The following is a 12,166-nucleotide window of genomic DNA, read 5'->3' as shown; positions in this document are numbered from 1 at the left end:
CGGCACCTACAGGTAGGACCTCCACATGGACACCATCAACTCGGTCGTCGGATGGCTCAACGATTCGCTCAGCTGGGTGCTGATCGTGCTCGTCATCCTCGCCGGCATCACGTTCACGCTGTTGACCCGCGCGATGCAGCTGCGTCACTTCCGCACCATGCTTCGGGTCGCGCTGGATTCGCGCACCGGTGCAGGCGACGGCATCAGCTCCTTCCAGGCCTTCTGCATCTCGCTGGCCTCACGCGTCGGCACGGGCAACATCGCCGGTGTCGCCATCGCACTGGCACTCGGTGGCCCCGGCGCCATCTTCTGGATGTGGCTGATGGCCTCGCTCGGCATGGCCACGGCCTTCGTCGAGGCCACCCTGGCGCAGCTCTACAAGGTTCCGCACCATGACCGCAGCTTCCGGGGCGGACCCGCGTACTACATGCAGCGTGGCCTGAAGAGCCGCCCGATGGGCATCCTGTTCGCGGTGCTGCTGGTCTTCACCTTCGGCTTCGTCTTCCAGATGGTGCAGGCCAACACGATTGCCGCCGTCTTCGAGAAGTCCTTCAGCATCAGCCCCTACGTCACCGCCGCACTGCTGGCGGTCGCGGTGGGGGCCGTGGTGCTGGGTGGCGTGAAGAAGGTGGCCAAGGTCACCGAGTGGATGGCCCCGATCATGGCGCTGATCTACGTGCTGCTCGCCACCGCCATCATCGTGATGAACCTCGGCGAGGTGCCGCACGCCATCGCGACCATCGTCAAGGGTGCCTTCGGCCTGGACCAGACCCTGGCCGGCGTCGGTGGCGGACTGCTGGCCACCGTGCTCAACGGGGTCAAGCGCGGCATGTACTCCAATGAGGCCGGCATGGGTTCGGCCCCCAATGCGGCGGCGGCTGCCACCACGAGCCACCCGGTGCACCAGGGCCTGATCCAGTCGCTCGGCGTCTTCGTCGACACGATGATGGTCTGCACCACCACGGCCGTGGTGATCCTGCTGTCCGACGCCTCGGTGTACACCCCCGGGATCACCACCAAGGCGATGGCGGGTGCCACCCTGACCCAGGACGCGATGGCCTACTCCCTCGGCAGCTGGGTGGGGCCGGTCTTCACGCTGCTGGTCTTCGTCTTCGCCTTCTCCACCCTGCTGGGCAATGAGACCTACGCCGAGATCAACATGGACTTCATGCGTGGGGGCAGGGTCGGCGAGCTGGCCATCCGCATCATGACCATCGCCTCCACCGCGCTGGGCGCCGTCCTGGCGCTCGACCTGGTGTGGTCCCTGGCCGACATTGCCATGGCCCTGATGGCCGTCACCAACCTGGTCTCCCTGGTCTTCCTCGGCAAGTACGCCGTCGCCGCCCTGCGTGACTTCGAGTCCCAGCCCGACCCGGTGACCGCCCAGTTCAACCTGGACGACAACCGCTTCATGCAGGACGACATCCCCGGAGAGGTCTGGCACAAGCGGCCCGGCCACGAGGCGGGCAAGTGGTTCCACCCGTCCGGTGAGGACTCCCTGAGCGCCACCTGACCTCTGGCACCCAAATCCAGTGGGCCCATGGTCGCCGCTTCGCGCGACCATGGGCCCACTGTCATTGACACCGCACAGCCCTGGGTACCAGTTGGGATGCAGCCGATCCGCCCTTTCTGCGGAACCACGATCCCCGAGCCTGTCGAGGGGCTGCACTCCCCCGGCTGACCTACTTCTTGCTGCCTTCCTTGTCCTTGCCGCCCTCACCGGTCTGCAGCGCGGCGACGAAGGCCTCCTGGGGCACCTCGACGGAGCCGACCATCTTCATTCGCTTCTTGCCGGCCTTCTGCTTCTCGAGCAGCTTGCGCTTGCGGGAGATGTCGCCGCCGTAGCACTTGGCGAGCACGTCCTTGCGGATGGCGCGGATGGTCTCACGGGCAATGACCCGCGCACCGATGGCGGCCTGGATCGGCACCTCGAACTGCTGGCGCGGGATCAGTTCCTTGAGCTTGCTGGCCATCGCCACGCCATAGGCGTAGGCCTTGTCCCGGTGCACGATGGCGCTGAAGGCGTCGACCGGGTCCCCGTGCAGCAGGATGTCGACCTTCACCAGGTCGGCCGCCTCCTCACCGTCGACGGCGTAGTCGAGGCTGGCATAGCCCTTGGTGCGGCTCTTCAACGCGTCGAAGAAGTCGAAGACGATCTCGCCCATCGGCAGGACGTAGCGGATCTCGACCCGGTCCTCGCTGAGGTAGTCCATACCCGTCTGGATGCCACGCTTCTGCTGGCACAGCTCCATGATGGTGCCGATGTACTCGGTCGGGGTCAGGATGGTGGCCTTCGCGACGGGCTCGTAGACCTTGTCGATCTTCCCCTCGGGGTACTCCGACGGGTTCGTGACCGTGAACTCCTTCCCGTCCTCCATCACGACGCGGTAGACCACGTTCGGGGCGGTGCTGATCAGGTCCAGGTTGAACTCGCGCTCCAGGCGCTCACGCACGATCTCCATGTGCAGCAGGCCGAGGAAGCCGATGCGGAAGCCGAAGCCCAGGGCGCCGGAGGTCTCGGGCTCGTAGGTCAGTGCGGCGTCATTGAGCTGCAACTTCTCGAGCGCCTCGCGCAGCACCGAGAAGTCGTCGCCGTCGATCGGATAGAGACCGGCGAAGACCATCGGGTTCGGGTGTCGGTAGCCGCCCAGGTCGTTCTCGGCAGGGCGGTTCAGGGTCGTGACGGTGTCACCGACGCGCGACTGACGAACATCCTTCACGCCGGTGATCAGGTAGCCCACCTCGCCGACGCCGATCGCGGGCGACTTCAACGGTTCGGGGCTGATCACGCCCACCTCCAGCACCTCATGGGTGCCGCGGGTGCTCATCATCAGGATCTTCTCGCGGTGGTTCAGCTCGCCGTCGACCACTCGCACATAGGTGACCACGCCACGGTAGGTGTCGTAGACCGAGTCGAAGATCAGGGCGCGCGCGGGAGCCGTGGCGTCACCGACCGGTGCGGGCACCTGCTTCACGATCTGGTCGAGCAGCTCGGGCACGCCGACGCCCGTCTTGGCCGAGCAGAGCAGCACCTCGGAGGGCTCGCAGCCCACCAGGCCAGCCAGCTCTGCGGCGTACTTCTCGGGCTGGGCGCCGGGCAGGTCGATCTTGTTCAGCACGGGGATGATGGTGAGGTCGTTCTCCATCGCCAAGTACAGGTTGGCCAGCGTCTGGGCCTCGATCCCCTGAGCGGCGTCAACCAGCAGGATCGCGCCCTCGCAGGCGGCCAGCGACCGGGAGACCTCATAGGTGAAGTCGACGTGACCAGGGGTGTCGATCATGTTGAGCACGTGCACCTGGTCATCGACGGTCCACGGCATACGGACCGCCTGGCTCTTGATGGTGATGCCGCGTTCGCGCTCGATGTCCATCCGGTCCAGGTACTGGGCGCGCATTGCCCGGGAGTCGACGACACCGGTCAGCTGCAGCATCCGGTCCGCCAGGGTCGACTTGCCATGGTCGATGTGCGCAATGATGCAGAAGTTGCGAATGATCGCCGGGTTGGTTGATCCGGGCTGTGGCGCGCTCAATGCACTCCCCGTCGTCGTGTAGGTACAGGTGGGACGAGCCATCTTCTCATGCTCGCTCCGGGGAAACCATCCGATGACGCAGCGCCCCCGATTTGAGCCTCGCCGCCCCTGGCTGGTAATGTGTCCAGTCGCGTCCAAAGACGCATCAAGGCTTTACAAAAAAACTTCCAATCCAATCCAGTCAAGAGGGTTATCCACGTGGCAAACATCAAGTCCCAGATGAAGCGCATCAAGACCAACGAGAAGGCTCGTCAGCGCAACAAGGCGATCAAGTCCGGTCTGCGCACCTCCGTGCGTCGCTTCAATGAGGCTGTCGCTGCGGGCGACAACGAGAAGGCCACCACTCTGGCCTCAGCTGCCAACCGCGCGCTCGACAAGGCCGTTTCCAAGGGCGTCATCCACAAGAACCAGGCCGCCAACCGCAAGTCGTCCATCAGCACCAAGGCCGCCTCGCTCTGAACCGCTGCCTTCGGGCACGCATGACACGCATGATGTGCGTGACACGCATGATGTGAACGCCACAGGTGGCGTGACAGATCTTCACTGACCAGCGTCTCGATCCGACTGGGGATCGAGACGCTGGTCTTGTGGTTCCAGTGACCAGATGAGCAGCTGACCATCCGTCGGGTCGCTCCGCTCCCCTGTCATGGTGAAGCCGCAACGGCGCAGCACCGCCTGACTGGGAAGATTGTCCACCCTGGTCTCCGCCTGAATGGTCTCCACCCGGCCCAGACCGCCGCGGAACAGGACGCGGCAGACGGCATCGACAGCCTCGGCGGCCAGGCCTTGCCCACGATGACTGGGCACCACGCCGTAGCCGATCTCCACAATGCCATCGCAGGGCGGTCCCTTGATCCCCACAGACCCGACCGCTTCCGCATCCGCGCGGTGCACAACCGTCCAGGTGCCCAGGACTGCCCCGGGATGGGGCGTCGCCGCCAACCACAAGGGGTAGAGGCCAGTCAGCTCACCCGGGTGTTCGGGGCCGAAGTGCACCCGGCCCGCCGCGTGGACCTGCAAGCAGAAGTCATCACTGGCCGCGCGCGCCGCAAGTTGGCGGGTGTCCAAAGGCACCAGCAGCAGGCGCCTGGTCCGCAGCGTCGGGGTCACCGACGTTCCAGCTGGTGCGCCCGGTCCACGTTCAGCAACAACTGCTCCAGCGCGAAGTGCGAGTCACTGGCTGCGCCCTTCACCTGCGCATCCGCCACGGCCACGGCCCTGAGGGCCTGGGACACGCCGGGCCCGGTCCAGGAGCGTGAGAGCCGCGCAAGGTCCTTGAGCTTCCAGGGCGGAACTCCCACTTCCCGGGCCATCTCCCCCTCCGACATCCGGGCGGAGCGGGCATCCAGGTATTTGCCCAACCCCCGCAGGGAGGACGCGATGGCGCTGGTGACCAAGACGGGCGCGACGCCCGTGGACAGCGCCCAGCGCAGCTTCTCCAGTGCGGGTCCGGGCCGTCCGGCCATGATGTCGTCGCTGACGGCGAAGCTCGTGACATCGGCCCGGCCCGCGAAGTAACGCTGGATCATCGGTGCCGTGACGGCCTTGCCCTCCCAGTCACTACCCAGTTGACTGACCGCTCCGGCCAGGGCACGCAAGTCATTGCCGACGGCGTCCACCAGAGCCTGGGCCGCCTCGTCGTCCATGCCCACCTTGGTGCGACGGGCCTCCTGTCGCACCCATCCGGGCAGTTCCCAGGTCTTGACGGCGGTGGCCTCGATGACTGGGACCTTCGCCTTCTTGAGTTTGTCCAGCAGGCCCTTGCCCTTGTTGCCCCCGCCGTGCACCAGGGTCAGGCTCAGTTCCTCGCCGGGGTCCTTGGCGCTGACGAGCACGGCGTCGAAGAGGTCCTGCGACAGATTGGCGAGGTCCTCGATCACCACGATGCTCGCCTCCGAGAAGAGTGAGCCACCGACCAGTTCGGCCAACCGGTTGCCTTCGAGCTCCTGGGCCGTGACCCGGGTCAGTTCGGCGTCGGGAACCTGCCTGCGCGCGATCGCGATCCGCTCGGCGACGGCCCGCTCCGCGATGAGGGATTCAGGACCCAGGACGAGCAGGCAGTTGCCGAAGCCCTCGGTGGGAACCTGCTGGGGACGTGCGCCGCGTTGACCTGCCATGGGGCCAAGCATGCCAGCCCCCACCGACACTGTCCTCGAGGCACGGCGTCCATTCACCAGCCTGCACCCAAGAGGCCCCATTTTCGCTCTGTGCGTGTTCGCCGTCGGCGAGAGCAGTGCTTGTCAGACGGGTTTTCATGACACGATTTCACCATGGACGGGACCACCACCGCGCCCTATGAATTCCTCGGCACCTAGGACTCCCCCATCATTGCCACGGCCATCCACACAGGTCACCAGCTCCGCGACGAGACGGCGGACCTGATGGTCCTGGACGAGCGGGACCGACTGCGCGAGGAGGATCCCTGCACCCACCTGATCGGCCAGCTGGTGCCCGCTCGCGTCGTCGTGAACCGCTCCCGCTTCGAGATGGACCTGACCGTCCGCCGGAGAAGGCCGTCTACCGTCGCCCCGAGGACTGCTGGGGCCTGGAGGTCTGGCGCGGCGGCGAGTTGCCCGCCGACGTCGCCAAACGCTCGTTGGAGCAGCACGAGGCCTTCTACCGCGACCTGGCAGAGCGCCTGGACGAGGTGGCGGCCCGGGGCCCCTTCGTCCTCTACGACGTGCACTCCTACAACCACCGCCGCGACGGCGCCGAGGCGGATCCGTCTCCCCTGCAGGACAACCCGGACATCAATGTCGGCACCGGCAGCGTCGACCGCGATCTGTGGGGCGACGTGGTGGAAGCATTCATGACCAGCGCCGCGGCCGCCGAGACCTCGCAGGGCCGCCTGGACGTGCGCGAGAATGTTCGCTTCAAGGGCGCACACCTGACCGCCTGGGTGCACGAGCGCTACCCAGGACGGGCTTGCGCCCTCGCACTGGAGTTCAAGAAGACCTTCATGGACGAGTGGACCGGCGAATTCGACGCCGGGCAGGTGGCCGACCTCTCCCAGCTCCTCGCCGCGACCCAGGAGCCCGTCTTGACGGCGCTGCGGTCCGGTCACGGGCTGGACGGCTGATGTCCGCCCCGGTCACACCCCCACCCGCACTGGGCCCCGTCGCACAGTCCGTCGACGAGCAGCTGGCCCAGCTCTCCGAGAGCTTCCGCTTCCTGCTGGACCTCACTCCCGTCGACGCCACCGAACGTCGCAGGGAGTGGCTGGCCGGGGACATGTCGGAACCACGATTCACCTACCGTGAACTCTCCACCGACCCCGACGTGGTGCTCGCCACCCTGGACCGGCTGGACCTCGGGGGGATCGAGGATCCGTCAGTGGCGGAGCTGCTCACCAGCAAGGTCCGTGAGCTGAGGCTGCAGGCGGAGCTGTTGCGGGCTCGCAACAGCCCGGACTTCCTGCCCATGGCGCTGGAGCTCTACGGTTCGGTCACGCCGGACCTGCACCAGATTGCGCAGCAGGTCCTTGATGAGGTGGGTCACGAACCAGAACCTTCGGACCCGGTGCATGCCACTGAGTTCCACGAACTCGCCGTGCGCGAGATCAGCTGGTACCAGGAACAGAACCCGGACGTGGTGATGCACGCCGAGATCCGCGATGACGTGAATGGCGTCCTGGTCAGCGGCGACACTCTGTTGATCGGATCCGATGCGGCCGTCCAACGGCGCCGGGCCAATGCCCTGCTGCAACATGAGATCGGCACCCATCTGGTCACCCAGGTCAACGGCGCCGACCAGCCACTGCGCTGTCTGGGTGCAGGGCTGGCGGGATATGACGAGACCCAGGAGGGGCTGGCGGTCCTGGCGGAGATTGCCGTGGGTGAACTGACCCGAACCAGGTTGCGGCAACTCGCGGGGCGGGTGCTGACCGTGGAGGCCATGGTCTCCGGTGCCAGCTTCGGCGACTGTTGGCAGCAGCTGGTCAGCCGTGGCTTCCGTCGCGGCAGCGCCTTCACGACGGTGATGCGCGTCCACCGCTCGGGCGGCTTCCCCAAGGACGCCTGCTACCTGCGTGGCCTCGTGGACCTGCTGGTCCATCTGGAGCAGGGCGGGAAGCTCGACCTCTTCCACCTCGGCAAGTTCGCCCTCGCGGACCTGCCCCGCGTGGAGGGGCTCGACGAGGCCGGCCTGCTGACGGCACCCAAGATCATTCCCCGCTACCTGACCGACACCACCTGCACCAGGCGCCTCGAAAGGGCACCCCACTCACCACTGTCCACCCAGGTCAGCGGCTACATCGACAGCACCACCAAGGAGGACCTTCCATGAAGATCGGTTTCGTCGTCAATGACATCGCCACCGAACAGCCCGGCTACACCACCACCCGGCTCGCCCTGACGGCAAGCCAGCTGGGACATGAGGTGGGGCTGATCGGCCTGGGCGACTTCAACTACCTGCCAGACGGCTCCCTCGGCGCTCTGGTTCGCGCCGCCACGGACAAGAGCTACCGCTCCCACAAGCGCTACCTCGACGACCTGAAGGCCAGCCAGGGCGAGCAGACCGCCCTGGGTAACTTCGACGTCATCATGCTGCGCTCGGACCCTGCCAGTGACCCCGAGCGCCCCTGGGCCAGCACCGCAGGCGTCGCCTTCGGGCAGCTGATCGCCTCCACCGGCGTGCTTGTGGTCAATGATCCCGAGACCCTGGCGACGGCCATGAGCAAGGCCTACTTCCAGCACTTCCCCGAGGTCGTCCGCCCCAAGACGCTGATCAGCCGGGACCAGGAGCAGATCGCCTCCTTCGTCAAGGACCTGGGTGGCCAGGCGGTGCTGAAGCCCCTGCAGGGTTCGGGCGGTTCCGGGGTCTTCCTGGTCACCAAGGAGGAATCGCCCAACCTGAACCAGATCATCGAGGCCATTGCCCGCGATGGCTACGTCGTCGCCCAGGAGTACCTGCCGGCAGCGGCTGAAGGAGACACCCGGCTGTTCGTGATGGACGGCAAGCCGCTCAAGGTGGACGGCAAGTACGCGGCCTTCCGACGAGTCAACGAGACCTCCGACATGCGCTCCAATGTCTCGGCCGGCGGCCACATCCGTGAGGCCGAGATCACTGACGAGATGCTCAGGATGGTCAGTGCCATCCGCCCGAAGCTGGTCAGCGACGGGATGTTCCTGGTGGGGCTGGACATCGTCGGCGACAAGCTGATGGAGATCAATGTGTTCACTCCGGGTGGGCTGGGCAGCACACAGAACATCTACGACGTGGACTTCACCCCCAAGGTGATCGAGGCCCTGGAGCGCAAGGTCCAGATGCGCTCCCACTACCCGCACGGACTGCCGAACAAGACGCTCGCCGCCATGTGACCCCTCACGGCGGACCGTCGCGTTGCGCACGGACCTGCAGGCCAGCCTCGTCGACCCACATCGACAGCGAGCCCTGCAGGTCTGTGCGCAGCACCGCCATCCCACACTCGTTCGCGAGCGACAGGGCCTTGCGCGCCGGGTGGCCGTAGCCATTGCGGAAACCGGCGCTGGCCACCGCCACTCGGGCCCCCGACTCACACCAGAAGCGCTGGTCCTGACGGCTGGAGCCGTGGTGCGGCATCTTCAGCACGTGGGCCCGTGGCTGCCAGCCCTGGGCGACGACCCGTTGTTGACCCGCGGGCTCCACATCACCGCCCAGCACGAGCCGCAGCCTGCCCTGTGGCGAGGCGATGTCCGCGACCGCGACGATCGAGGAGTCATTCTCTGCCGAGTTCTCCCCCTCACCGCTGGAGGCGAGCACTGCCTGTGCTCCCACCCCCACCGTCTGCCAGGTGACGGCACCCGCCCGCAGCAACTGGCCGGAGGCCGCCCAGATCACGGGCACCCCATGGATGGCCAGCAGACGCTGCACCCTGGCGGCTCCCGTCTGTGGCGACAGGGATGGGTTCAGCAGGGCGCTTCGCACCGGCATGGCATCCAGCAGCCGCGCCAGGCCCTCGATGTGGTCATCGTGGTAGTGGGTGAGCACCAGCAGCGGCACGCGGTTCACTCCGAGTGCCCGCAAGCAGCCCAGTGTCGGGGCAGGATCCGGACCGACGTCCACGACCACTGCCTGGCCGGGGGCAGCCCGCAGGACCGTGGCGTCCCCCTGCCCCACATCGCAAAAGCTTGCCGTCCATTCCCCCGGCCAGCCAAGGGGTTGGGGCGCCCGCAGACTGGCCACCATGAGGAGCGCCGCAGCGGCCCCGCACAGCACCCGGTTTCCCAGCAGGGCCGGTACCAGGAAGGACGCCACGAGGCACAGTCCTGCCAACAACCCGAGCATCGTCGCACTGCCGGGCCAGCGCCACGTGGCCGCCGGCAGGGAGGCCCCAGCCGTGGCAATCCACAGGACCGGTTGCACGGACCAGCCGGCGAGCCAGCCCACCCCAGCCGCCACCCAGCCAGACAGCGGAGAGATCAGGGCCGCCACCAGTCCGAGCACCGTGGCCGGGCCCACGAAGGGGGCGGCGACGGCATTGGCCGCCAGGCCGACCACCGAGATGGACCCGCTGATGCTCGTGACCACCACCTGCGTGGCGAGCTGGGCGGCCAGCGGAATGGCCACCGCCTCGCCCACCCAGGCCGGGGCCCAGGACATCGCCCTGGTCCAGCGTTGGCCCCACCACAGGATTCCGGCCGTCGCCAGGGTGGACAGCGCAAAGCCCAGGGAACGTCCCAGCCACGGGTCGATCATCACCAGGAACCAGACAGCCACGCACAGGTGCCGCAGTCCGCGTCCCCTGCCACCCGCCAGACCCAGGCCGGCCAGCGCCACCAGCCCCATCGCCCCGGCACGCAGGACACTGGGTTCGGCTCGGCAGACGATGACGAAGGCCGCCACCCCGAAGAGACCGGTGGCCCGCACCCACCAGCCGCGTGCTCCCGCCCAGCGGGCGGCCCCCAGCAGGAATACCAGGGTGAGGGACAGATTCGTCCCGGAGACCGCCGTGAGGTGCGTGAGCCCCGTGGCCTTGAAACTCTCCTCCACTTCGGGGTCCAGCGCGGAGGTGTCCCCGACCACCAGCGATGGCAGCAACCCGGCTTGAGAGGGTGGACTGTGCCGCATGGAGGCACGCAGGCCCGCGCGCAGGTGGTTGATGGCCCGAGCCATCCGCCCGGGACCACGCACGCGCTGCGGAGGTGACCGGAGTGTGAGAATGGCCGCCCATCGCTGGCCCGGGTCCGCGGGCGCAAGCCGGCCCGACATGCGCAGGGTGGTGCCCGCCGGCACGCTGGCCAGCGAATCCGCCAAGGGGCCGGTGCCTCGGACCTGGACCGGAACTCGTTGCTGCACTGACCGGCCGCGTCCTTCGATGACGAGCAGGTCCGCGGGCACACTCGCCGACGGCGGCAGCACCCCCCGGGCCGGGTGGCGACGCACATCGGTCTCCAATCGTGCGACGAGGCAGACCGAGGCTCGCTCGTCGGCCAGCTGGGCCGCACGGCTCTGGTCCAGCATCGTGTGCCGTGCCAGCCCCAGACAACCCGTCGCCAGCAGTACCCCCACCATTGCGAGTGAGGTCGCGGCCCCGCGCACGCGGTGGAGCAGCGCAGCGACCGCCAGCACCAGTGTCAGGAGGGCGAGGCCCGTGTCCAGAGTGGGACTGGTGCCCCACCAGGATCCGGCCCAGGCCCCGCCGGCCACGGGCACCAGCCGCAGGTCCAGGCGATCTGCCACCGGGGTCTGGTCGTCAGACGCGGACATGGCTGGAGAGGTTGGCATAGGTCTTGGGGCCGATACCGTCCACCTCCTGCAATTCCTCGACCCTGCTGAACCGTCCGTGACTGGTGCGCCATTCGAGGATCCGCTGCGCCGTGACCGGTCCCACCCCGGGCAGTGTGTCCAGTTGTTCGGCGGTGGCGTTGTTGAGGTCCAGCACGCCACCACCCACCGCCCCGCCGCTGGCTCCCGCGGACCCCGCCGCGGCACTCGGCAGAGGGGCAGGCGCGGTTTCCCCCGCGTGCCGCACCACGCCGCGCGGGCGGCGACGGGTGCCGATCAGGACCTGGTCACCGTCCATGACCGGGGCAGCCAGGTTGAGTTCCCCGATGGCCGCAGACCCGGCCAGCCCACCGGCCGCCGTCACCGCGTCCTGGACGCGTGCGCCGCTGCGCAAGCGCACCACACCCGGTGTGACGACGGCCCCCAGAACGTGGACCTTGAGATGGTCCGGAGTGGCGGCGGCCGAGGGGGTGGCGAGGCTGGCGCCCACGGATGGTGCGGCGGCCGCGTGCGTGGGCAGTGTCACCGGCACCTCTTCCAGGGGAACCGTGGTCGGGCGGGAACGCTGCACCACCAGCGCCGTGAGCACGAGTGCCGCCAGCAGGACCGCGGCAATCGCCTTCACATGGCCCCGCGCGAGCTCGCCGGCACGATGCAGGACGGGGCGGTGTGCTGCACCCGGTTCATGGACCTGCGGCTCCTGCGACCAGCCCGCATCATCATCGAAGCCCAGATCCGTCGGCTCGGCGTCGCGTTGGTCTGCCAGGTGCCGGGGCCCCAGCACGAGTGGTGGACGCCCCGCGGTCACATAGGCCAGCCTGGCCCTGGCGTACTCGTCGAGGTGTGGGTCATGGTTCTTCACACCCGCAGTGTGTGCGTCACAGCCTCACGGACCACCCGTGGTGACGGCGGCTGTGGACAATTCCTCGGCA

At 67.7% G+C, this 12,166-nt stretch carries 10 protein-coding genes; 5 read left to right on the top strand and 5 right to left on the bottom strand.

Annotation, left to right across the window (positions count from 1 at the left end; genetic code table 11):
• Nucleotides 1–25 precede the first annotated feature (25 nt).
• Entirely contained in the window at nt 26–1,513 is a 1,488-nt protein-coding gene (locus tag EDD41_RS01290) for an alanine/glycine:cation symporter family protein (protein ID WP_123574700.1), read from the top strand.
• Between the two features lie 169 nt (nt 1,514–1,682).
• Here EDD41_RS01290 and lepA read toward each other — a convergent pair whose 3' ends face one another.
• Nucleotides 1,683–3,572, bottom strand: coding sequence for a translation elongation factor 4 (lepA, locus tag EDD41_RS01285; RefSeq protein ID WP_170165189.1), 1,890 nt, complete (start codon nt 3,570–3,572; stop codon nt 1,683–1,685).
• Between the two features lie 156 nt (nt 3,573–3,728).
• Between lepA and rpsT the strand changes: the two genes are divergently transcribed.
• Nucleotides 3,729–3,989 carry a 30S ribosomal protein S20 gene (rpsT, locus tag EDD41_RS01280; RefSeq protein WP_094764590.1) on the top strand — a complete coding sequence of 87 codons (261 nt, stop codon included), beginning with the start codon at nt 3,729–3,731 and terminating at the stop codon, nt 3,987–3,989.
• An 81-nt stretch (nt 3,990–4,070) separates the two neighbouring features.
• Here the strand turns inward: rpsT and EDD41_RS01275 are convergent, their stop codons facing one another.
• Both EDD41_RS01275 and holA read right to left on the bottom strand, forming a co-directional pair.
• Nucleotides 4,071–4,640, bottom strand: coding sequence for a GNAT family N-acetyltransferase (locus EDD41_RS01275; RefSeq protein ID WP_211336546.1), 570 nt, complete (start codon nt 4,638–4,640; stop codon nt 4,071–4,073).
• Nucleotides 4,637–5,647 carry a DNA polymerase III subunit delta gene (holA, locus tag EDD41_RS01270; RefSeq protein WP_123574698.1) on the bottom strand — a complete coding sequence of 337 codons (1,011 nt, stop codon included), beginning with the start codon at nt 5,645–5,647 and terminating at the stop codon, nt 4,637–4,639. Before holA ends, EDD41_RS01275 begins: the two co-directional genes overlap by 4 nt.
• 182 nt (nt 5,648–5,829) lie before the next feature.
• Here holA and EDD41_RS01265 point away from each other — a divergent pair, with 182 nt between their 5' ends.
• From EDD41_RS01265 to EDD41_RS01255, 3 genes are read left to right on the top strand one after another with little or no spacing between them, the layout of a single operon-like run.
• On the top strand, nt 5,830–6,609 hold the full coding sequence (locus tag EDD41_RS01265; RefSeq protein ID WP_211336692.1) for an N-formylglutamate amidohydrolase: 780 nt from the start codon (nt 5,830–5,832) through the stop codon (nt 6,607–6,609).
• Nucleotides 6,609–7,814, top strand: a complete 1,206-nt coding sequence (locus EDD41_RS01260; protein ID WP_123574697.1) for a peptidase MATCAP family protein — start codon at nt 6,609–6,611, stop codon at nt 7,812–7,814. Before EDD41_RS01265 ends, EDD41_RS01260 begins: the two co-directional genes overlap by 1 nt.
• Nucleotides 7,811–8,848 carry a glutathione synthetase gene (locus EDD41_RS01255; protein ID WP_123574696.1) on the top strand — a complete coding sequence of 346 codons (1,038 nt, stop codon included), beginning with the start codon at nt 7,811–7,813 and terminating at the stop codon, nt 8,846–8,848. The genes EDD41_RS01260 and EDD41_RS01255 overlap by 4 nt, the downstream gene beginning before the upstream one ends.
• 4 nt (nt 8,849–8,852) lie before the next feature.
• Here EDD41_RS01255 and EDD41_RS01250 read toward each other — a convergent pair whose 3' ends face one another.
• Both EDD41_RS01250 and EDD41_RS01245 read right to left on the bottom strand, forming a co-directional pair.
• Nucleotides 8,853–11,216 carry a ComEC/Rec2 family competence protein gene (locus EDD41_RS01250; protein WP_123574695.1) on the bottom strand — a complete coding sequence of 788 codons (2,364 nt, stop codon included), beginning with the start codon at nt 11,214–11,216 and terminating at the stop codon, nt 8,853–8,855.
• Nucleotides 11,203–12,096, bottom strand: coding sequence for a helix-hairpin-helix domain-containing protein (locus tag EDD41_RS01245; RefSeq protein ID WP_123574694.1), 894 nt, complete (start codon nt 12,094–12,096; stop codon nt 11,203–11,205). The genes EDD41_RS01250 and EDD41_RS01245 overlap by 14 nt, the downstream gene beginning before the upstream one ends.
• Between the last annotated feature and the right edge of the window lie 70 nt (nt 12,097–12,166).

Source organism: Luteococcus japonicus (assembly GCF_003752415.1).
Lineage (GTDB): Bacteria > Actinomycetota > Actinomycetes > Propionibacteriales > Propionibacteriaceae > Luteococcus > Luteococcus japonicus.
Note: the sequence above shows the minus strand (reverse complement) of the source record. Positions and strands in the feature narration are given on the sequence as shown.